Genomic DNA, 22,288 nt, shown 5'->3' on the forward strand with positions numbered 1-22,288 from the left:
TTATTGCATTAAGTCATGCATCTTTTCTAAGATTTTGAAGCTTAGGGCTTCTTTGGATTCCAATGCTAATGCCTGTTCACCTTGTGGCCAGAATAAAGTAATGGCGTTGTCGTTGCTGTTAAACCCTTGACCTTCAACTGAAACATCGTTGGCGCAAATCATATCAAGGTTCTTTTTCACCAGTTTGCCACGCGCGTACGTCTCAACGTCATTCGTTTCGGCAGCGAAACCCACCGTAAATGGGCGTTGTTCGGTCATCGCTGCAACGGCCGCAACAATATCAGGGTTTTTGACCATTTTGATGGTCATCTGATCATTGTTTTCGGTCTTTTTCAACTTTTGAGACGCGACATCTTCAGGGCGATAATCGGCTACGGCTGCACAACTAATAAAGGCATCATGCTTTGCTGCGTGAGCCATTACTGTATCGTGCATCTCTTGTGCGCTAGCCACATTAATTCGCTCTACTCCGACTGGCGTGCTCAAGCTTACTGGACCGCTGACAAGTGTCACGTTAGCGCCCAATTGTGCAGCAGCATTCGCCAACGCAAACCCCATTTTGCCTGAGCTATGGTTAGAGATATAACGCACTGGGTCAATGGCTTCTCGGGTTGGACCCGCAGTGATCAGAATCGACTTATCAGCTAACAGTTTTGGTTGGAAAAACTGTTCACACAGATGGACAAGTTGCATTGGTTCTAGCATTCGACCTGGGCCTACATCGCCACATGCTTGTTCGCCTGCCGCCGGACCCCAGATGTGCATACCGCGACGTGCTAGGGTCGCGATGTTTTCTTGGGTGGCGATGTTGCGGTACATCTGCTGATTCATTGCTGGAGATACCGCGATTGGTGAATCTGTCGCAAGTACGAGCGTAGTCAGTAAATCGTTACCCATGCCAGCCGACATACGTGCAATCAAGTCGGCAGTCGCAGGAGCAAGAAGAACCAAATCTGCCCATTTTGCCAGTTCAATGTGACCCATCGATGCTTCTGCTGCTGGGTCTAACAAGCTATCCGATACTGGACGCCCAGAGACTGCCTGCATGGTCAAGGGAGTAATGAACTCCTTCGCCGCTTTGGTCATCACTACTTGAACTTGCGCGCCTCTTTCTATTAGGCGACGGGTTAGCTCCGCACATTTATACGCGGCAATACCGCCACTGATGCCGAGTAGAATTTTCTTTCCTGCTAGTGTTTGCATGTGAGATCTCCAATTTTTCTGGCGACGAGTTTAGCACAAGTGAATCTTTCATCGCCCAGGCAAATCTGTCCAGAAGCTAATCCACATCAAACAACAGAATAATAGTGACCGAACGTTATATAAAAGTTTTGTTTACTTCACAGACAATTCTCGTGTGCTCGGCAAGATAGAGAGAAAAGAACGATAACAAGGTAGTGGAAAATAAAAATGGTATTGAAAAGTCGAAGTAAATTGCTGCTGGTCACTCTGATCCCTTTGCTATTGATCACCACATTGATCTCTGTGGTGTACTACATCAACAGCAGTAATAGCTTAGAGGCGGAGTTAGCTCGGGATAGACAGGAGTTAATAGAGAGCCGTAAGAAAGAGCTACAAGCCTATATGATGATGGGGGTGACGGCGATAAAACCGCTTTACGATGCGGATGTGAATGGCAGCAACAAAGAAGCGGCAAAAGAAATTCTCAAAGCAATGCGCTTTGAGAGTGATGGCTATTTCTTTGCTTACGATTCTAAAGGAGTGAACACGCTGCATGCGATTAAACCATCTTTGGAAGGTAAGAACCTCATTGGCTTGAAAGATGAAAATGGTGTCGCGGTCATTGGCGGATTGATTGACGCCTCTAAAAATGGCGATGGTTTCCTTTACTTCTCTTGGCATAAACCGTCAATTGATGCACAGGCTCCAAAGCTTGGCTATGCAGAGTATTTATCAAAATGGGATTGGGTACTGGGAACAGGGATTTATATTGATGATATCGATCAGCAAGTGGCCATACAGCGTGAATTGCGGACACAAGAGCTGAATGAGCATACGTTGTCGGCAGTTACCATCTCGGTTATTGGTCTGATCATCACAAGTATTCTAACCAGTATTGCGGTGTCCAAAGGTATCCAACCTTTGCAACATATCGCTACATCACTAAAAGATGTTGCTGCTGGTGGAGGGGATTTAACGGCGCGCCTGAAAATCGAAAGCAAAGATGAAGTAGGTGAAGTCGCGACGGCGTTTAATGACTTTATGGATAAGCTTCACCCGCTAATGCAGGATATTCATCGTTCTGCCACCACGGTGCAAACCGTATCGGGTGAACTTGATCAGCAAACATCTCAAGCGAGTGGGCAGATGCAAAATCACTGCTTAGAAACGGAAAAGGTAGTGACGGCTGTGACGCAGATGAGCATGACAGCGAAAGAGGTCGCGACCAATACGAATGCGACAGCGCAGGCGATCGATGATGCCAATGATCAGGTGACGGAAGCGCAGCGTGAAGTTGATCAAGCCATTGATGGTATCAGCAAGTTGGTCGAAGAAGTAAATAGTACGTCTGAAGCGATTTCTGAATTAAGCCAACAAACTGAGCAAATCACCAAGGTGCTGGATGTGATTGGTGAGATTGCAGAGCAAACCAACTTATTGGCTTTGAATGCCGCTATTGAAGCTGCACGAGCGGGTGAACAAGGCCGTGGTTTTGCTGTGGTTGCAGATGAAGTACGCTCACTGGCGAGTCGAACACAAAACAGCACTCATGAAATTGGCGATATGCTTAAGCAGTTGCAAAGTGGTGTCTCTAGAGCGGTAACGACGATGGCGGCTAGCCAAGAGCGAGGAGTGAAGACGGTAGAGGAGTCATCGCTGATCCAGCAGTCGTTATCTGGTGTGCATCATTCCATCGGTACTATTCGTGATATGGGGATTCAAACGGCTTCAGCTGCAGAAGAGCAAAGTGCTGTGGCTGAAGACATTAATCAGAATTTGGTGGCGATACAGCAAATTGTGAATCGCATCAATGATACATTGCAGAACTCAGAGCATATTAGTACCAAGTTATCTCGATCAGGATCTGAAATGCACGATCTTGTAGGGCATTTCAAACTCTGATTGATCTCTTTATTACATAGAAAAGTAGTGGCTAACGAAAAAAGCGAAAGTCGGCTTCGGCTTTCGCTTTTTATTTAGTGCAATAGGGGCAGTTTAACGAACAGGTCCCATTGATGATACTTAAAACCTTGTCCAGTGAATCGATGCCAAGAGAGAAACTGCTTCATAGAGGGCCACAAGCATTGAGCGATGCAGAGCTACTGGCTATCTTCCTTCGTACTGGCACGCAAGGAATGAATGTCATTGAGCTGGCAGATTTTCTCATTCAAGATTTTGGCTCACTTCGCCAGTTGTTTTCTGCCTCAGAGAAAGAGTTCTGCCAACATAAAGGGTTAGGGCAAGCGAAATATGTGCAGTTACAAGCCGTTTTGGAAATGACGCAACGCTATTTAGCAGAAACACTAAAGCGTGGTGACGCATTAACCAGCCCAGAGCAAACTAAACTTTATCTTTCTTCTATATTAAGAGATCGCCAAAGAGAGGCTTTTTACATTCTTTTCCTAGATAACCAACATCGGGTAATAAAAGATGAGATTTTATTCGAAGGAACACTCGATGCTGCATCGGTTTATCCAAGAGAAGTAGTCAAACGCGCCTTGCACCACAACGCCGCTGCATTGATTTTGGCTCACAACCACCCGTCAGGTGTGGCGGAACCTAGCCAAGCAGATAGAAGGATTACCCGGCGTTTAATCGACGCTTTAGCGCTGGTGGATATTCGAATTTTGGACCATTTCGTTATCGGTGATGGCGAAAGCGTTTCTTTTGCAGAAAGAGGGTGGATATAACTGTGCATTTTTTAGGTTGTTAGTTGCTAAAAATCTGCTATCATCCTCGCCACTAAATTTTTAACTGAATTCAGCTTGGACTGCTAGAAAAAACCTGCTGTCTAAAAAAAGATCACGAAAACCTGTAAAAAGGATCTGTTCGGGTCTTGAGCAATGCATATCAAGTTAGTATAATGCGCGACCTTTGATAGCCTTGTATGGATTTTCCATAGCGGTTCTTAACCTCTAACTTCTTTCCAAGAAATAGAGAGGTTCGGCCACCAAGGTTGATATCGAGCTGAAACGATTTTGGAGAAGACATTCATGTCACGAGTATGCCAAGTAACTGGTAAGCGTCCAGTAACGGGTAACAACCGTTCACACGCACGAAATGCTACTAAGCGTCGTTTTCTGCCGAACCTACAAACTCATCGTTTCTGGGTAGAGAGCGAAAAACGTTTTGTTAAACTACGCCTTACTGCAAAAGGTATGCGCATCATCGACAAGAAAGGTATCGATACTGTTCTTGCTGATATTCGTGCACGTGGCGAAAACGTTTAAGAGGAAATAGGCAATGGCAAAGAAAGGCGTTCGTGAGAAAATCCGTCTAGTATCTTCAGCAGGTACTGGTCACTTCTACACAACTGATAAGAACAAGCGTAACATGCCAGGCAAATTTGAGATCAAGAAATTTGATCCAGTTGTACGCCAGCACGTTATGTACAAAGAAGCGAAAATCAAGTAATTGATTGAGTCTCTTTGACGATTAAAAAAACCCAGCTCTCGAGCTGGGTTTTTTATTACTATAAATTTCTCTTCTTACTTCATACTTACCTTCGCCGTGTTTGAGTGCGGATGCTCTAGTCAAGATTGATGAGCTTTGATAGTTTGTTCTCTAATCATATGAGATTAGGAACTACTATGCGCGTTAGCCCGGCTCGTCGTCGTCGTTGGAACAACATTCTTATATTGGGCATCATTGCTTTTATGCTGATCCTAAATGCCCCAACTTGGATCAAAACTTACCTTATTGACGAACAAGTGGATCCTTACCCAAATTTGTTGCGCTCAGATCATGAAGTTAGCGCGATTTATTTTTCAGGTTGGGAACTTGAGAAACAAAATGGTCAGTGGAGCTCAAACATTAAAGCCAATATTCCCGTACAAGATATTGTGACTCGCTGGCAATCATTGGAAGGTACGGAGCTGACACCAGAGCAATATGAACAGTTGAAACCACACTTATCATCACCTGAAAGCATCGAAATTTGGTATCGAGGGCTCGAAGAGCCGCAGCGAGTGACTTTTTATCGTCTTGACGATTTTTGGCTGTTTAAAAACTGGCAGGAAAAATGGATTGCGATTTCTGTCGATGGTAATTACATCATGCCCAAATAGCTTAATAACCAAGTGATTTCTAACCAATAACCCTTTGTAAAGGCTGTATTTGTCTTAACTCTTTTCGATTATGCTAGCCATCCAGTATCAAAGTTCTTAGTGTTGTGAGGAGAATCAAATGCCTGAATTACCAGAAGTTGAAGTTAGCCGAATGGGCATCAGTCCACATTTGATTGGTCAAATGATCAAGGTCTTTGTGTTCCGAACACCGAAATTACGTTGGGACATCCCTCAGGAACTTAAAAAGTTAGAAGGGCATGTGATTCGTAATATCACTCGTCGTGCTAAGTATTTGCTGATTGAAACGGATGAGGGGACAGCGATCGTTCACTTGGGCATGTCGGGTTCACTGCGTGTGCTTGATGCTGACTTTCCTGCCGCAAAGCACGATCATGTGGATCTCAAGTTGAGTAATGGAAAAGTGCTGCGCTATAACGATCCGCGCCGTTTTGGCGCATGGCTTTGGAGTGCGCCAAATGAATCTCACGCAGTTTTGAGTCATATGGGACCAGAGCCTCTAAATGAAGAGTTCAATGCTGATTACGTAGCAGGCAAAGCCAAAAGTAAGCGCATTGCGGTTAAGCAGTTTATTATGGATAACAAAGTTGTTGTCGGAGTAGGAAATATTTATGCCAATGAGTCTTTGTTTAAGTCACGTATTAACCCAACTCGCCCTGCAGGAAAACTAACTAAGAAAGAATGGCGATTACTGGTGCAGAACATCAAAGCCACGCTTGAGATCGCCATTCAGCAAGGCGGAACGACACTGAAAGACTTCTCCCAAGCAGATGGTAAACCAGGTTACTTCGCACAAGAGTTATTAGTTTACGGAAAAGCCGGAGAGCCATGCCCAGAATGCGGTGAAGCTATCCAAGAACAGAAAATAGGGCAACGTAATACCTTCTTCTGTGGTGGATGCCAGCAATAGATAATGTGAGTCAATGTCTAGGAAGTTGCTGAACTTCACGCTTTTACTGAAAAGGGATGTCTTTTCTTTGAACTTGCTGTGACGGTCCTGTTGCATACTTATGATAGAATTATCACTATTATCATAATTATTTTGTATTAAGCAGTACCTATGAGTTTTCAGCATAACTATCGAACGTTAGTTAAGCTTATTTTTGCTTCTATCTTTTCAGCAGTTGTTTTTTTATCACTATGCCGAATGGTCTTTTTCCTAGCGGTTGAAGGATACTCCTTAATTAGTATTGCTAGCGATGATATCTGGAGAATGTTTTGGGTTGGGGGAAGGTTCGATCTTAAAGTCGTTGCAATTGCTTTTGCGCCATTATTTCTTTCTGGCTTAATATGTGGATCTTCTTCTAGAAAGTTTAGAATTGTAAAAGCAGCAATTCCCTCCTACACCGCCAGTGTTTTCTTCTTGTTGTGTATATTTTCTATTGGTAACTACTATTACTACGTGACCTATGGGAATCATTTTGACCTCTTCGCGTTTGGATTATTTGATGACGATACTGCGGCAGTATTGTCGAGTGTTTGGGCTGACTACCCAATTCTAATATCTCTGCTCTTTTCCCTAGGTATTGCTTATCTGAGCTACAAATATGCCTCCTATGGTGTCAAGTGTTCTGAGAAATGGAAATGGCCTAGGCATCATGCGGGTTTAATTACGGTGAGTGTTGTTGTCGTTATTTTTTGCTACGTTGCTGGTGCTCGAGGATCGCTTGGATCGCTTCCATTAAAGCGCTACCACGCGAGCGTATCGCAACACAAAATTCTCAATGTACTTAGTCCTAACGCATTCATGGCGTTAGACTGGGCAAGAAGCGATTATACTGAACAGTTTAATTTTAAACCCGTACCTGAAGCAGTAGTTAAGCAGCAGATGATAAAGGTACTGGGGAAAGATAACCCTCAATATCAGACTCCTCAAAACGATTATTTAGCAGAGAACCCTCCTCATGTTGTAATGGCTTTAATGGAAGGAATGGGAAATAACGTGCTTATTGAGGATGATCCACATAAGAATGATCTACTGGGTGCTTTGCGGCCGCATTTTGAGCAAGATTATGTATACAAGCGTTTTTTAGCGGGGACCTCAGCCACAATAGATAGCATCGTCATGATGTTGTTTCACAGCAATGTTGCAACACTGAGCCACTCTATGGCACAAAAGACGTCATTGCCAAGTTCTGCCGTAATGCCATATAAGGCGGCAGGGTATGACGTTGTTTTTATTTACGGTGGAAACAGCATGTGGCGAAACTTAGCTAATTACCTTCCTAAGCAAGGCTTTGATCGAGTCTTTGATGAGAACTCTATCATAAAAGCATTCCCGGAAGCTGAAAGTTATCAGAGTACTTGGGGGATTCCAGATGAGTACACATTTAAGTTTGCAAGAAAAATCCTTGATGAAGCGAGTAAGCCAACTTTTGTTTACATAATGACGGTTACCAACCATTCTCCTTTTATGGTTCCTGACAATTATGCAGCTAAGCCAATTACTGTGAGTGCCAGAATCAGTAATCTGTTAGGCCCGCTTTCTGATGAAGCTGAAGCTATGTTGCATACGTACCAATACAGCAACAACGCCCTAGGGGAGTTTATACAAGGAGTGAAAACCTCACCTTTGGCAGTAAAAACTTTAATTGGAGCATCCGGCGATCACAGAATGCGTTATTTGGCGACTGATAAATCTGAGGAATATGGCTTAACCTATGGCGTCCCTTTTTACTTGTATGTGCCTGATGTAATTAAACAGCAGTCTGACATTGTCTATGACGAGCAGCGAATTGGTTCTCATAGAGACATTTTGCCAACTCTGTATCACCATAGCTTGTCAGATAGCTCATACGTTAGCCTTGGTGGGGAGAATATGTTGTCATCTAAGCCAACGGCTAATATCGGCTACAATAAGTTACGCACAATTACTTCTATAGGTGCTTTTAATAACAAAGAAGGAGCATTAGTTTACCCATGGTCTACTGCGCTTTATTCTTCAGCACAAGGACTTGAAGGCTTAGATACCGTTTGGGGGGTAGAGTACAATAAACTCCAGGACTACTATTTACGCTCTCAACTTCAGGCATATTAAAAAGGCCCTATATAGGGCCTTTCTCATCATTTTTACGTTAGACAGCCTCTTAAATCTGTCGCTTGTTGTGTAATGCCTGTGCGACAACATCAGGGACAAAGGCATTGACGTCGCCGCCATGTATGGCGACCTCCCGAACAATGGTCGATGAAATAAAGGCGTATTCTTCCGATGGTGTTAGGAACACACTTTCTAGATCTGGCAGTAAACGGCGGTACATATTGGTTAAGCCAAACTCGTATTCAAAGTCGACGGTTGTACGCAAGCCTCGGATTAAAACGTTAGCATTGACTTGTTTTACAAAATCGACCATTAGGCCACTAAAGCCTTGAGCCGTGACATTATCAAGGTGTTTTGTCACTTCTGTGGCAAAAGCAACGCGCTCTTCAAGAGCAAACATGGTATTTTTACTTGGGCTAGCGGCTACAGCAATAATGACTTCGTCAAACATATGGGATGCGCGTTCAATTAAGTCTAGGTGACCATTTGTGATTGGATCAAAAGTACCAGGGTAAACAACTCTAGAAATGTTTTTTTTAGACATGGGCCATACTCGTAAGCTTTGAACTTTCTACATGCTATCAATATGCCGATTTGATGACGACAAAAATTAAGTGTGAAAATGCAATGAAAAAAATACTAGTGATCCGAAATGACAAAATAGGTGATTTTATGTTGGCATGGCCTAGTTTTGCGATGCTTAAGCAATCAATGCCGGATTGTCACGTCACTGCTTTGGTTCCGAAATATACCATTGAACTTGCTAAGTTATGCCCTTGGATTGATGATGTTTTATTAGATCCGACAAAAAATGGTGATCCGTCAGAACGAAGGGCTGTTCTGGAAAGCATAAAGAAAGGCAAATTTGATGCGTCGATTAATCTGTTTTCCACAACATATAATGCGCTTCTTGTTTGGCGAGCAGGTATAAAGTACCGACTTGCTCCAGCAACCAAATTTGCTCAGTTGTTTTACAACCATCGTATTAAGCAGAGGCGTTCACAGTCTGCCAAGCCTGAGTTTCAATATAATTTAGATCTAATCCGAGCATTTTTAAATGAGCAAAACATTACGATTGTAGAACCTCAGGCTCCATACTTAACTTTTGAAGCTGAGATTCTGAAAGAGCAAAAACGTAAACTTTCTCAGCAGCTAGATATCGATACTTCTCTGCCATGGATAATGGTCCATGCAGGGACTGGGGGCTCGGCAAATAATCTGTCTCTAGAGCAGTATTCAGATTTAATCATTGGTATTGAGAGCGACTTTCAACTGATCGTGACAGCAGGGCCAGGAGAAGAAGAGAAAGCCTTCCAGCTACTTGAGCTAATAAAGAGCAAAGGTAAGAAAGGCGTTGTTTATAGCAAAAATGATGGTTTGACTGACTTCACGCGATCCATTGCATGTGCTCGGCTCTTCATTGCAGGTTCGACAGGGCCGCTTCATATTGCGGCAACTATTGATATACCAACGGTAGGCTTCTTTCCAAGCAAGCGCTCCTCTACGCCATTAAGGTGGCTGCCAATCAATTCTGAGGGGCGCCATCTCGCTTTTTGTCCGCCAAAAGGAGGGGGAGAAGAGTTAGAAGCGGATATGAGCCGCATCAATGTTGATACGGCACTTGAGACGCTTAACCCTTGGGTTGCTCGGTATCTGTCCTAATCCAAAGATCGGCATATTTCACGAATGTTGAATGTGCCGATAAGATGGAAAGCAACAGGCCTTGCTTTCCATCTAAAAAGCCCGCTTTAACAATATACATCTTAACGAAGCAGGCTAGAGCATGAAGTATTCCACTTCCGATGCTGCTTTTTTTACCACGCTTTTCTCTCTGTTCAGCCCACGCTTTTGCATAGCCTGCAGATTTCACTAAATAGTGGTGTAAGTCGTTGTAGGTATAGTGCAGTGCATCTCCTTGAAGTTGTTTAATGTCCATAGAGTTATCGACTTTCACTTTTTCATGAACGAGAGAATCATCATATTCAGTGAGTTGAGTCGGGTAAAGGCGAACCACTCTGTCTGGGTACCAGCCGCAATGACGGATGTATCTACCGAAAACCCAACTTAAACGGCAAATTGAAAAAAGGGTATTGGGTTGGTTTTCGCTTACAGCTTGCTGAATACTAGATTGTAGTTCAGGTGTTATACGTTCATCTGCATCGAGCCAAAGTACAAAGTCTGAGGTAACATACTTCTGAGCCAATTGTCGTTGAGGACCAAATCCTGGCCAGTTGGTATTTTCGTAAAATTTATCTGTGTATTGGCTTGCAACTTCTTTTGTATTATCCGTACTACCCGAGTCTAAGATGACGATCTCATCAACCCATCCATGTACAGTTTTTAGGCATGCGTCCAAGTTTTCGGCTTCATTCTTAACAATTAACGCTACCGCTAAAGTTGGTTTGCTGGTGCTAGTTTCTGACATCGATGTCACCTTTAATTAGTTTATTAAATGCCTCAACTACGTCATTGAGCGAGATGGCTTGCATAACGTTAGCCCCCTTAACGCGAGTACTCCAAGGCAGGGATTCTACAGGCTGTTTATTCTGTTCTTCTGCGAACTTCTCGTAAACGCTAACGACATTGTCAATATTATTATAAGGTCCCGTTCTCTTGGGATTACTGTGACCATACAGGCCCAGTACTTTTGTTCCTTGTGTCGTTGCTATATGTGCTGGCCCTGAATCCGGAGCTAAGACTAGCTCACAAGCGCTCAAAACCGCAGTCAATTGTTTTAGGCTCGTTTTTCCGACCAAGCTTATGATTGGCGATTTGGTTTGCTGAATAATGCTATTCGCCAAGTCTACTTCACGCTGCGCTGGTGAGCCACAAAGTACGACTTGGTATCCTTGAGAGTACACGAAATCAGCGAACTGAGCATAGCGTTCTGGCAGCCAATTTCGTTCATCTTTACTTGCTGCTGGGCAAATCGCGACGGTTGCTTTGTGAGTCAACTGTTCAGTAGCAAATGCATGATCCTCTCTGCTTAACGGGAGTTGCCACGTCGGTTTTTGAGAGGGAACGCCTAAATATTCAGTAAAGGCATAAAAACTGTCGAGAACATGTTGCGACTGTGTGTCAGGTATCTTTTTATTCGTAAATAACCACTGCCCTTCTTTCGCTCTCTTGAAATTAAAACCGACTTTGTAGCGTGCTCTGATACCCGTTGTGAGTATGCTGGCACGTAAGGCGAGCTGCATATGTATCAAAGCATCAAACTTTCGATCTTTTAGTGTTTGCCAGACACTTTGCATGCCTTTAATACCTTGCTTTTTATCAAAAACAACCAATTCAACACCGTTTAAACCCTCCAAAAGCTGAGCTTCAATTTTTCCGATAACCCAAGTGATTTTTGTGTTAGGCCAGTGCTTTTGTACGTTTTGAATTGCGGCAACGGCATGACACACATCGCCAATAGCAGAAAGACGTAAAAAACATAATGATTTTGGTTCGTGTGCAAAGAGAGGCATAGGGAGAGCTCTAAAAAAAAACTGACTAAATTATGCAGATACCTAAGTTAAATGTAAAATGACTGACTTTCGTTCAACGACATTGTGTAAATTTGGCTATGACAGAATCTAACCAAGGTAAACCAGGAAATACTGGTTTAAAACGCATCTTTAAAGCTGGCATCTATTCTGTTCAAGGATTGAAAGCAGCATTTAAGCACGAGGCCGCGATTAGGCAAGAGATTGCCCTTATGGCTCTTGCATTTGGCTTGTTATGTTGGTTAGACGTGGGTGTGACAGAAAAAGTGATCATGATGGCGTTGGTTGTGCTTGTTTTCGTGGTGGAACTTCTAAACTCGGCAATTGAAGCGGTTGTGGATAGAGTTGGAGTTGAGCATCACGAGTTGAGTGGTCGTGCCAAAGACATTGGTTCAGCAGCAGTTTTAGTGATGTTGATGCTTGCCGGAGGCTCTTGGCTCTACATTATCGGTAGTCACTATTGGTGGGGACAATGATCAAACGATATCAAGATAACAATTGTGTAGTGCTGTATGACTCTCGATATATAACAGACCCTACACTGCCTATCTTTGATTCCGAATATTGGCAGGCCGAAGGGAAAATTACCGGGAAGGCAAAAGGGCGTGGAACAACTTGGTTTTTACAACTAGTTGAAATACAGGGTGCTTTACGTCACTACAACAGAGGCGGCTTGTGGGGTAAAGTCATACGAGATTCTTATTGGTTCTCTGGATGGGAGAGTGCTCGAAGCATTGCGGAGTTCCAATTGCTTAATCAACTTATTGATGCTGGGGTTAGTGTTCCTAAACCAGTGGCTGCAAGAGTGATAAAAATAGGATGCTTCTATACTGCCGATTTGCTAAGTGAGCGTATTGAGAATGCACAAGATCTTGTCTCTATTCTCATTGAACGCAAATTACCTACGAGAGTCTATCGTCTTGTTGGTCAAGAAATTGCCCGGATGCATAAAGCAGAGGTAAACCACACAGACCTAAATATTCATAACTTGCTGATTGATAACAATGAAAAGGTTTGGATTATCGATTTTGACAAATGTAAAAAGCAAGTTGGAAATGGCTGGCAGTCTGCGAACTTAGAGCGACTATTACGCTCTTTTAGAAAAGAGCAGAACAAACGTCAAATACAATGGTCAGAACAAGACTTCACCGAGCTTAAGGCTGGGTATCAAGAATTTATGGCTCAGCCATAATCACAAAACCAAATCAGGATATTCATCTCATGACTTTTAAGCAAAAGTTGCATATTCACGGCTGGTATATCTTAATCAATGCTTTAGTGTTGATGCTGATCTCTACCCGCTACTTTGCTTTTCTGCCCGAGTTCCCAAGTGAACCTTTAGGGGCTATCTTTATCGTCGTTGGCACATTTGGGCAAATGACATTATTAGCGCTTGTGGTTGGTATTTTGGCCTTACCTGCCCTATTGCTACCTCAAAAAGTTCGAACATCAGTACAAGCATTGATTGCGACTATCGGAGTCGTGACACTATTTATCGATACCATTGTTTTTGCTCAATATCGATTCCACATTAATGCAATGGTTTTGGATTTGTTGCTATCTGGACAGATTGTCAGCTTTCCACTTGTTACATGGGTCATGGTGTTAGTAGGGGTTTCAATTGCGTTTGCAATCGAGTTTGTTGTACTGCGTTGGCTTGAAAATGGCCCTGAAATTCGCACCAGAAAGTTAGGCCGCAAGTTTGCATTCCTTACCTTCCTATCCTTGCTTGCGACTAATGGAATTCACATTTGGGCTGCTGCCCATGCTTATCAACCAGTTACGACAGTTAAAAGATATTTGCCGTTATTCTACCCTGCGACTTCAAACAGTATGATGCGTAAGTATGGTTGGATTGATGAGCAAGCAATTGAGCGTCAAAAAGCCCTAACTTTGAATCGAAAGAGTGATCTGAATTACCCGTTATCTCCACTCAAAACTAAAACTATAGAGAAACCAGTCAACATTATGTTTTTGGTTGTCGACTCTTGGCGCGCGGATACATTCAACACAGAAAATACACCAAATATGTGGAAATATGCGGAACAAGGTGTGACTTTCCATAATCATATCGCCACTGGCAATGCAACTAGAACAGGTATTTTTGGTTTGTTCTATGGTATCCCAGGTACGTATTGGCATGGCTTCCTTGCTAACCAGCAAAGTCCAGTTTTTATGGACCGTTTGCAAGCAATGGGTTACGACATTGGGATATTCACTGCAGCTCAGCTTAGAAAGCCAGAATTTAACCAAACAGTGTTTACCAATATAGATAATCTTCGCATGAGCTCCGTTGGGGATACCCCATCAGAGTTAGACGCAGACTTAACAAAAGATTGGCTTAACTGGTATGACGCTCGAGATAAGTCTAAGCCAGCATTCTCTTTTTTGTTTTACGATGCCCCACATGGTTATGACTTTCCAAAAGATTATGCCCATAAGTATGAGCCGATGCTCAAGGAAGTTAACTATCTGAAGCTCAACAACGACAGTGATCCTGAGCCTTTCTTTAATCGTTACAAAACAAGTGTTCACTATGTAGATAGCATGGCGAAGAAAGTGTTGGATAAACTGCAGTCGAGCGGTGATTTGGAGAACACAGTAGTCATCATTACGGGTGACCATGGGCAGGAAATGAACGATAACAAGCTTAATTTCTGGGGACACAACGGTAACTTTACTAACGCACAAGTGAATGTACCGTTTGCTATGTTCGGTCCAGGTATCAGCAAGGACAACTTGAAATGGCAGAGCAGTGATTTGACGAGTCACCAAGATGTTGTGCCAACACTTATGAAACACTACTTGGGAGTGACTAACGATAGTAAAGATTACTCTGTAGGTGAGGACTTACTAGGTGAGCGGATTAAGCGTGACTGGGTGCTATCATCCAACTATAGCGGCTATGCAATCATCACTGACAGCAGCATTGTTGAAGTTGGTGGTGGAGGGCAGTATCAGTATCTTGATAAGTCAAATCGACCAAAAGAAGGTGAAATGGATTTTGATAATGTTCAGGCGGCATTAGAGCAAATAAGTCGCTATCGAAAATAGTAAAAAACGGCAGTTAAATACTGCCGTTTTTTTATGTTCTATTGTATTCCATTATCTTCCGATGCTCTTTGCTCGACTTGGATGCCAAGCCCTATTGCGAGCATAAAAAAGACTCCTATTGTTTGGAAATCCATAAAGTTCGTATAGAAAATGCTGACGAGTAAAAAAGTCATCATCAAATATCTACAGAAAACTAGCCAACAATCGTCACCAGGAAGGCTTTTGAAAATAACAACTAGCAAATAAACAAATATTGCCGAGTATACTATTCCACTGGTACTAATGATGTTAAGTAGTCCGTTGTGATGATCGTTGTAGGAAAACTGATTGTCTGTCGATTCCATCAGGTGTTGGAAAATACCTTTATCGATTAAAAACTGTTTGAGTTGTTGATCAAAACCATTTACACCATAACCGGTCATGTAAGTTATAGGTTCTTCCTCAATAGTTTTTAGTTGAAAGAGAATACCTTCCTTCCAGGATGTAAGACGGGCGGTATTGGACATGTTTTTCTCAGTATCAGTAATACTAACAATTCGAGTCTCTGCTTGCTTTACAACACTTGGAGCAACGAAGTAAACGGCTACGGTTGCGATGAAGCCAAATAGAATGGCGGGTAAAATGACCTTCTTTTTATTGAATAGAAAATAAACTGGCAGAATAAGGCCAAGAGCAAGAAACGCAGCTCTAGAGCCATTAATAGCGATACAGAATACCGCGACAATTAGCGTAGCCAGCAGAGCGAGATACTCCCAAGTGTTGTTCTTACGCTTAGTCAGCCAAACCACACAAAGTAAGGACATATAGATCAGTAGCTCAGCCCATCGCCCTACGGTCCAAAAACTTGCAACTCTTTGTCCTCTCCAGTGATCAAATGACAAAAATAAAGAAAGGCTATAAAGCAGTGCGATAGCAAACCCCGCTAGCATTGCAATAATTGCGTAGCGTCTGTTTTTGGCATTTGAAAAGTGGAATATGAAGAGAGGGAATATGAGCAAAAATCCCGCTTTATTGAAGAAATTTCCCATGCCTTTTAAGTGGGAGGGAGACAGTAAACCCGCGATAAGACCAACCACAAAGCAAATTAAAGATAGTCTTGCTACCTTATTCGTCGTGAGGAAGGCTTTAAATTCTGGCTGAGTTAAAGTTTTCACTATCATTAGTATCAGAGCGAGCACAAGCGCTATATTCAAGCCTGCCTTAGATATAAAAATACTTAAACTGAATAGAAAAAACGTTAGATGCTCAAATTTTTGTATAACGGAAGAAAAATTGTGTTTAGTTTGCATATGTTTGTACGTTCATATCATTAGGTAAAGTTATTGTTTTAGACATATCTCATGTGATCTTTGACTGAGCTGCTATAAGTTGAAATTAGAGGTTAGCTTTTATACAACCATACATGAGAGCTGCTTATAGAATAACCGCTTTTTAGATATAGGTTCATTGCAGGGATATTGCTAGATTGCGTAGCAACATTGATATTTGCTGCTCCGCGTGAATGTGCATACCATTCAGCACTATCTAAGAGCATGCGAGCGACCCCTTTTCGAGAGAATAGAGGGTTTACTCCAAGAAGCCCAATAACCGCTTCTTGTTGGCGCACTTTTAAAGTGATAAAGCCTTTAATTAAGTTATCTTGATTAATGATTAAGCAGACATCATCAAATGCACCAATAATGGCTTTTTGCAGCCACTCTTGATAAAAATAATCCCTTTCTTGTGGTGAAAACCACGGGGCCTTGAAGCGACTGTGTTGATAGAGGTTAGGAATCAATGCCAGTAGTCCCTCCATATGTGCTGTTGTTGCCACTTCTGTGTATTCTTTTGTTGATTTGGATACTTTTTTAGTAAAAACCAGTTCACCTTCACAATATGAAAAGCCGTGCTTGTTTAATGACGATAACTTCTCTGCATCAGTACAAGGTACTTTAGTTGTAATGAGCTCAAAATGGGTATTGGATGGTAACGGTGCCTGTGACCAGTTTACGTCACAGATATTACGTTTAAAGAAAAAAGAGTCCCACTCTCTGGCACTTACAGAGAAGTAACTTGTCATAATGATTACCTATAACGCTAGCATGGTGTTGATGTTATCATAAGTGGGACAAACTCTTTTTGAAATAGTCTTGTATTTGGAGAAAGGGTATGAGTAAGTTTTATCCGGTTCTCGATATGAAGGCAAAGGTTAGACAATTAAGTGCTTATTTTAAATCATGAGTTTAACGTTATTGGTCCGGTATGTGATTAGCGCTTTCTAGTATGAAATGTTTTATGAGTAAATTAGCATGATTCCGTTTAATAAACCGGCAGTGTCTGGAAAAGAAATTCATTACATTCAAGAAGCGATTCTTGGTCAAAAGCTGTCAGGAGACGGGTATTTTGCGAAAAAATGTGAGCAGTGGTTTGCCGAAAAAAGTTCGAGCCTGAAGACGCTCCTAACCCCTTCTTGCACTCATGCATTAGAAATGGCTGCATTGCTTTTAGATTTGAGTGAAGGGGATGAGGTAATCATGCCTAGCTATACCTTTGTCAGTACTGCAAATGCTTTTGTATTGCGTGGGGCAAAGGTCGTCTTTGTTGATATTCGACCTGACACAATGAACATTGACGAAAAGCTAATTGAGTCGGCTATAACAGAAAAGACTAAGGCGATCGTTCCTGTCCATTATGCTGGTGTTGCTTGCGAAATGGATGCAATCATGTCTATTGCAGAAAAGTATGGCTTGTTTGTAATCGAAGATGCCGCTCAAGGAATGATGTCAACCTACAAAGGCCGCCCTTTGGGTTCTATTGGTCATTTAGCAGCTTTTAGTTTTCATGAAACTAAAAATTACACCAGCGGTGGGGAAGGTGGATTACTTTTGATAAATGATGATCGATTTATCAAAAGAGCTGAAATACTAAGAGAAAAAGGCACAAACCGTAGTCAGTTTTTTAGAGGTGCTGTGGATAAGTACACTTGGGTCGATTTAGGAAGCAGCATGCTTCCAAGTGAGATCCAAGCTGCTTATTTGTGGGCTCAACTAGAAAGTGCAGAGGATATTAATCACAAGCGCCTTGAGATTTGGAGGGGATATTACAATTCTTTCAATGCATTACGTAGTCAAGGCAACGTATCTCTTCCATTAGTTCCTGAACAATGTGCGCACAATGCCCATATGTTTTATCTAAAGTTAAGCTCTTTAGAAGAGAGAGAACGTTTCATTGAGTATCTCAAAGCGAATGATGTGATGGCTGTTTTTCACTACGTCCCTCTCCACTCTTCTCCTGCAGGGGAAAAATTTGGCCATTTTCACGGGAGTGACAACTACACGACATCTGAAAGTGAAAGACTGGTAAGATTGCCGCTTTATTATTCAATGACTGAGCAAGAACAACGACAAGTCATTGAGACCGTGTTTTCTTATTTTATAAAGAGTTAGCAATGTTCGAAAACAAACACCTATTCATCATTTCTGGTGCTGACTTCTTTTTTTACCTTTATGCAGAAGCTTTAATCAAAAAAGCAGGGGTTTTACCTGAAAACATTGTAGCACTTGTTTTTGAAGTCGATGGTAAAGGGAAAGAGTCACAAATACCCGTATCAAAAGTTACGTATTTAGATGCTTCTGAAGAGTTGTTAAGCCAGGCAATAACTGCTCAAACAGTAACGTTTATGTCTCTGAACCGATTTAACTCACCCTATATGAAAAAGGTTCTTCAGTTAGATGCTGGCATGAAAGATAAAATGTGTGTCTTTTTAACTGATGACGAGGTCGATCGCTGGGAAATTTGTTATAAGAATAAGGGAGACATTCAACCTGACCTCAAGCTTCATATAGCAGAAGATGACTTGTTTTGCTTGACTCAAATAGATCGTTTTATTGGCCATGAAAAAACGTTTAAGCCTAAGCTTGATCGCCTGCTAAATCGAGATGTTGGCTTCATAGATGCAAGTGTGATTTTTGAAACGTTGCCATGTGATTCAGCTCATTATTTGGCTCAGGCAGAGATGAGTTGCCAAGGGTGGGCGCGTAATGAAAAGCGTATCTTAGTCGGAACGAAGCAAAAGGCATTTTCTTGTTCTGAAATTAGAAAGTTCTTGCAAGCTCTTGGAAAAAACAAAAAAGCAAAAGACTTCAAATTACTAATCATGTGGCACAAAAAGTCTCGTTGGCAGAGAGCTCTCACGGACTTATATTTGATCTGGCTAAGAAACGTTAAACGCCAAGCTTTTGATGTTAGTTATGTCACGGCTATTAACCCCATAGCTTATACTTCTCTAGTAATGTCATGCTCTCACATATTGCTCCAACGCAGAGGGGGCGCGAGTACAGTAAGGCCCTATATCAAGAACGGTTATGGGGCTGTTTGTATCGAAAAAGGTACGCCCAATCATTACGGTTTCAAATCAGCATTGGATCTAGATATTTTGGAATACAGCTCCTTTGATGAGTTAGTTGAAAAACTTGTAGGGCAACAAGTTGATATTACGTCTAATGCTGAAGCAACAAAAATTGAAGAATTGCGATCAATAAAAGTTCTATCGCAAACATATTCATAAAAAAGTAGGTCTCAATTATGTTAAACGGTAAATCGGTACTTATCACAGGTGGTACTGGCTCATTTGGTAAACAATTTATCAAGACTATTCTAGAGCGCTTCCCTGAAGTGAAAAAAATCATAATATTTTCTAGAGATGAGCTAAAGCAGTTCGAGCTCAAACAAAAGTATCCGAGACATGACTTCCCACAATTACGTTTTTTCATCGGTGACGTCCGAGATCAACAGCGAATGATTCAAGCTTGTGAAGGTGTTGACGTGATCATTCATGCAGCAGCGATCAAGCAGGTAGATACGGCTGAATACAACCCAACAGAATGTATCCGAACTAACGTGGATGGCGCAGAGAATGTTATTCATGCAGCACTGCAATGCGGCGTTAAAGATGTTGTAGCTCTATCAACAGATAAGGCGTGTGCGCCAATTAACCTTTATGGAGCGACCAAACTTGCTTCAGATAAGCTGTTTGCCGCGGCAAATAACATCAAAGGTTCGAAAGATATCCGTTTCAGTGTAGTGCGTTATGGCAACGTAATGGGTTCTCGTGGTTCAGTGATTCCATTCTTTTTGAACAAACGTGCAGAAGGTGTTTTACCGATCACTCATGAAGAGATGACTCGCTTTAATATCTCATTGCAAGATGGCGTGAACATGGTGATGTATGCTTTAGAAAACCACCTCGGTGGAGAAATCTTTGTACCAAAGATTCCATCATACAAAATTTTGGATGTAGCCAAAGCGGTTGCACCTAAATGCGAAACTAAGGTTGTTGGTATTCGCCCAGGTGAAAAGCTCCATGAAGAAATGATTACGGATACAGACTCTCTAAATACGATCGATCTTGGCAAATACTACGCAATTCTGCCTTCTGTATCGTTCACTTATACAGAGCAAGAATATATCGAACACCACAAAGCTGAAAAAGTACCATTTGGTTTTAAATACAACTCAGGTACGAACACAGAGTGGGAAAGTATTGAAAGCCTACGCGAGCTAATTAAAGAGCACGTTGATCCGAACTTTACAGTGTGAGAACAGTTGTGATTCCTTACGGTAAGCAAGATATTAATCAACAAGACATTGATAGTGTAGTTGATGTTTTGAAGTCGGACTTTCTGACTCAGGGGCCTCAAGTGCCAGCGTTTGAGCAAGCGCTCATTGATCATACTGGTGCGAGTTATGCACTGGCGGTGAATAGTGCGACGTCAGCATTACACATCGCTTGTCTTGCTTTAGGTTTAGGGGAAGGAGATTGGCTTTGGACTTCTCCTATCACCTTTGTAGCGTCAGCAAACTGTGGTTTATATTGTGGTGCAAAGATCGATTTCGTTGATATTGATCCGAGCACTTACAATATGTGTCCAAAGCGCCTTGAGGAAAAGCTAATCAAAGCGAAAGCTGAAGGTAAGCTTCCAAAAGTCGTTGTGCCTGTTCATTTATGTGGTCAACCATGCGATATGGTGGCGATCGCTAGACTGGCAAAAGAGTATAACTTCAAAATTATTGAAGATGCTTCCCATGCAATCGGCGGCAAATATCAAGGCTTACCGATAGGGAATTGCGAATATTCGGATATCACGGTCTTTAGTTTTCATCCTGTTAAAATTGTAACGACAGCTGAAGGTGGCGCAGCAATGACCAACCAGAAAGCTTTATCTGACAAGATGACTTTGCTTCGCAGCCATGGCATTACTCGTGACCTTGAGAAAATGGAGGGTGAAAGCCATGGTGGTTGGTACTACCAACAGGTCGATTTAGGCTTTAACTACCGCATGACAGAGCTTCAAGCGGCACTGGGTGTGTCTCAGATGCAACGCTTAGACGATTTTATTGCCGCTCGCCATCACCTTGCAGATCGTTACAATAGACTATTGAAGTCTTTACCTGTGGTATTGCCATATCAATTGGAAAACACCTACTCGGGCCTTCACCTTTATGTAATTCGTTTGCAGTTGGATAAGATCTCTTTAACACACAAAGAGGTGTTTGACGCACTGAGAGACAAAGGTATTGGAGTGAACTTGCACTATATTCCAGTCCACACTCAACCTTACTATGAAAAAATGGGTTTCAGTGAAGGTGATTTTCCGGAATCTGAGCGTTATTATCGTGAGGCTATTTCTCTTCCTATGTTCCATGCGATGAGTGAAGAGCAGCAAGATACAGTTGTTCAAGTGCTAACAGAAATATTGCAGGGGCACTAATGAAAGTTGCGATTATTCCAGCGCGTGGTGGTAGTAAACGTATCCCACGTAAGAATATTAAGGAATTTAATGGCAAGCCGATTATTGCCTACTCAATTGAAGCAGCCCTTGAGTCAGGCTGTTTCGATAAAGTCGTGGTTTCTACTGACGATCAAGAAATAGCTGATGTTGCTTTGCAGTACGGGGCAGAAGTCCCATTTATTCGCCCTGAAGCGGTCTCAAATGACTATGCGACTACGGCGGATGTCATTTTACATGCACTTGATTGGTTTGAAGAGCAAGCCATTTCTATAGAGTATATTTGCTGCATCTATGCTACAGCGCCATTTATTGCTATTGAAGACATTCAGTTAGCCTATCAAATGCTCCTGAAAGATCCTGCAGCAAACTACTGTTTTCCTGTGTGTGAATTTCCTTTCCCAATTCAGAGAGGCGTTAAGTTAACTGCTGGCAATCGAGTTGAAATGTTTCAACCAGAACATTTTAATACTCGCTCTCAAGATTTAGAGACTGGCTACCACGATATAGGGCAGTTTTATTGGGGTAAACCAAAGGCATATCGAGATAATATTCCAATGTTTTCAAATACGGCGATTGCCTTGCCTGTATCAAGAAATCGGGTGGTAGACTTGGATACCCAAGAAGATTGGGAATTTGCTTTGCTTCTATCTAAAGCGTTACAAGGAAGTTGAG

At 42.2% G+C, this 22,288-nt stretch carries 22 protein-coding genes; 16 read left to right on the forward strand and 6 right to left on the reverse strand.

Annotated features, from left to right (window positions below; genetic code table 11):
* The gene (gene coaBC / locus KIV41_RS00570; RefSeq protein WP_045386254.1) at nt 1-1,203 is read right to left on the reverse strand and encodes a bifunctional phosphopantothenoylcysteine decarboxylase/phosphopantothenate--cysteine ligase CoaBC; all 1,203 of its coding nucleotides are present in this window, start codon (nt 1,201-1,203) and stop codon (nt 1-3) included.
* Nucleotides 1,204-1,410: 207 nt separating this feature from the next.
* Here coaBC and KIV41_RS00575 point away from each other — a divergent pair, with 207 nt between their 5' ends.
* The 7 genes from KIV41_RS00575 to KIV41_RS00605 all read left to right on the forward strand — a co-directional run bounded on the left by KIV41_RS00575 (nt 1,411) and on the right by KIV41_RS00605 (nt 8,304).
* Nucleotides 1,411-3,084, forward strand: coding sequence for a methyl-accepting chemotaxis protein (locus tag KIV41_RS00575; protein WP_045386255.1), 1,674 nt, complete (start codon nt 1,411-1,413; stop codon nt 3,082-3,084).
* A 113-nt stretch (nt 3,085-3,197) separates the two neighbouring features.
* A complete protein-coding gene (gene radC, locus KIV41_RS00580) occupies nt 3,198-3,872 on the forward strand; it encodes a DNA repair protein RadC (protein ID WP_045386256.1) in 675 nt (224 codons plus the stop codon).
* Between the two features lie 303 nt (nt 3,873-4,175).
* A complete protein-coding gene (rpmB, locus tag KIV41_RS00585; RefSeq protein ID WP_005467944.1) occupies nt 4,176-4,412 on the forward strand; it encodes a 50S ribosomal protein L28 in 237 nt (78 codons plus the stop codon).
* 13 nt (nt 4,413-4,425) lie between these two features.
* Nucleotides 4,426-4,596 (forward strand): 50S ribosomal protein L33, encoded by a 171-nt coding sequence (gene rpmG / locus KIV41_RS00590; RefSeq protein WP_004410866.1) that lies wholly within the window; start codon nt 4,426-4,428, stop codon nt 4,594-4,596.
* A 176-nt stretch (nt 4,597-4,772) separates the two neighbouring features.
* Nucleotides 4,773-5,249, forward strand: a complete 477-nt coding sequence (locus tag KIV41_RS00595) for a hypothetical protein (protein WP_010445097.1) — start codon at nt 4,773-4,775, stop codon at nt 5,247-5,249.
* A gap of 118 nt (nt 5,250-5,367) precedes the next feature.
* Nucleotides 5,368-6,177 carry a bifunctional DNA-formamidopyrimidine glycosylase/DNA-(apurinic or apyrimidinic site) lyase gene (gene mutM / locus KIV41_RS00600; RefSeq protein ID WP_285335518.1) on the forward strand — a complete coding sequence of 270 codons (810 nt, stop codon included), beginning with the start codon at nt 5,368-5,370 and terminating at the stop codon, nt 6,175-6,177.
* 150 nt (nt 6,178-6,327) lie between these two features.
* Nucleotides 6,328-8,304 (forward strand): LTA synthase family protein, encoded by a 1,977-nt coding sequence (locus KIV41_RS00605; protein ID WP_010445101.1) that lies wholly within the window; start codon nt 6,328-6,330, stop codon nt 8,302-8,304.
* Between the two features lie 49 nt (nt 8,305-8,353).
* On the opposite strand, the gene coaD is transcribed toward KIV41_RS00605, so the two are convergent.
* A complete protein-coding gene (gene coaD, locus KIV41_RS00610) occupies nt 8,354-8,848 on the reverse strand; it encodes a pantetheine-phosphate adenylyltransferase (protein ID WP_010445102.1) in 495 nt (164 codons plus the stop codon).
* Between the two features lie 83 nt (nt 8,849-8,931).
* On the opposite strand from coaD, the gene KIV41_RS00615 reads away from it, so the two are divergent.
* Nucleotides 8,932-9,966 (forward strand): glycosyltransferase family 9 protein, encoded by a 1,035-nt coding sequence (locus KIV41_RS00615; protein WP_029560900.1) that lies wholly within the window; start codon nt 8,932-8,934, stop codon nt 9,964-9,966.
* Here the strand turns inward: KIV41_RS00615 and KIV41_RS00620 are convergent.
* A complete protein-coding gene (locus KIV41_RS00620) occupies nt 9,935-10,729 on the reverse strand; it encodes a glycosyltransferase family 2 protein (RefSeq protein WP_010445104.1) in 795 nt (264 codons plus the stop codon). The two genes, KIV41_RS00615 and KIV41_RS00620, sit on opposite strands and share 32 nt — an antisense overlap.
* Nucleotides 10,716-11,774 carry a glycosyltransferase family 9 protein gene (locus KIV41_RS00625; RefSeq protein WP_252041469.1) on the reverse strand — a complete coding sequence of 353 codons (1,059 nt, stop codon included), beginning with the start codon at nt 11,772-11,774 and terminating at the stop codon, nt 10,716-10,718. The genes KIV41_RS00620 and KIV41_RS00625 overlap by 14 nt, the downstream gene beginning before the upstream one ends.
* 98 nt (nt 11,775-11,872) lie before the next feature.
* Between KIV41_RS00625 and KIV41_RS00630 the strand changes: the two genes are divergently transcribed.
* The 3 genes from KIV41_RS00630 to KIV41_RS00640 are packed head-to-tail and all read left to right on the forward strand — an operon-like array spanning nt 11,873 to nt 14,846.
* Nucleotides 11,873-12,268, forward strand: coding sequence for a diacylglycerol kinase (locus tag KIV41_RS00630; protein ID WP_038883449.1), 396 nt, complete (start codon nt 11,873-11,875; stop codon nt 12,266-12,268).
* Nucleotides 12,265-12,984, forward strand: coding sequence for a 3-deoxy-D-manno-octulosonic acid kinase (locus tag KIV41_RS00635; protein ID WP_038883451.1), 720 nt, complete (start codon nt 12,265-12,267; stop codon nt 12,982-12,984). The genes KIV41_RS00630 and KIV41_RS00635 overlap by 4 nt, the downstream gene beginning before the upstream one ends.
* Nucleotides 12,985-13,013: 29 nt before the next feature.
* Nucleotides 13,014-14,846 (forward strand): DUF3413 domain-containing protein, encoded by a 1,833-nt coding sequence (locus KIV41_RS00640; protein WP_252041471.1) that lies wholly within the window; start codon nt 13,014-13,016, stop codon nt 14,844-14,846.
* Between the two features lie 38 nt (nt 14,847-14,884).
* On the opposite strand, the gene KIV41_RS00645 is transcribed toward KIV41_RS00640, so the two are convergent.
* Together KIV41_RS00645 and KIV41_RS00650 are read right to left on the reverse strand one after the other, a co-directional pair.
* Nucleotides 14,885-16,135 (reverse strand): O-antigen ligase, encoded by a 1,251-nt coding sequence (locus tag KIV41_RS00645; RefSeq protein ID WP_071234856.1) that lies wholly within the window; start codon nt 16,133-16,135, stop codon nt 14,885-14,887.
* A gap of 92 nt (nt 16,136-16,227) precedes the next feature.
* On the reverse strand, nt 16,228-16,905 hold the full coding sequence (locus KIV41_RS00650; protein ID WP_010445110.1) for a GNAT family N-acetyltransferase: 678 nt from the start codon (nt 16,903-16,905) through the stop codon (nt 16,228-16,230).
* Nucleotides 16,906-17,134: 229 nt separating this feature from the next.
* On the opposite strand from KIV41_RS00650, the gene rffA reads away from it, so the two are divergent.
* From rffA to pseF, 5 genes are read left to right on the forward strand one after another with little or no spacing between them, the layout of a single operon-like run.
* Entirely contained in the window at nt 17,135-18,271 is a 1,137-nt protein-coding gene (gene rffA, locus KIV41_RS00655) for a dTDP-4-amino-4,6-dideoxygalactose transaminase (protein ID WP_010445111.1), read from the forward strand.
* 2 nt (nt 18,272-18,273) lie between these two features.
* Nucleotides 18,274-19,392 (forward strand): hypothetical protein, encoded by a 1,119-nt coding sequence (locus KIV41_RS00660; RefSeq protein ID WP_252041473.1) that lies wholly within the window; start codon nt 18,274-18,276, stop codon nt 19,390-19,392.
* Nucleotides 19,393-19,409: 17 nt separating this feature from the next.
* Entirely contained in the window at nt 19,410-20,423 is a 1,014-nt protein-coding gene (gene pseB / locus KIV41_RS00665; protein ID WP_010445113.1) for a UDP-N-acetylglucosamine 4,6-dehydratase (inverting), read from the forward strand.
* On the forward strand, nt 20,420-21,595 hold the full coding sequence (gene pseC, locus KIV41_RS00670) for a UDP-4-amino-4,6-dideoxy-N-acetyl-beta-L-altrosamine transaminase (RefSeq protein WP_173399861.1): 1,176 nt from the start codon (nt 20,420-20,422) through the stop codon (nt 21,593-21,595). The genes pseB and pseC overlap by 4 nt, the downstream gene beginning before the upstream one ends.
* Entirely contained in the window at nt 21,595-22,287 is a 693-nt protein-coding gene (pseF, locus tag KIV41_RS00675; RefSeq protein ID WP_038883463.1) for a pseudaminic acid cytidylyltransferase, read from the forward strand. The genes pseC and pseF overlap by 1 nt, the downstream gene beginning before the upstream one ends.
* Nucleotide 22,288: the final 1 nt, after the last annotated feature.

Origin of the sequence: Vibrio sp. D401a, from assembly GCF_030248515.1 — a bacterium.
Lineage (GTDB): Bacteria > Pseudomonadota > Gammaproteobacteria > Enterobacterales > Vibrionaceae > Vibrio > Vibrio rotiferianus.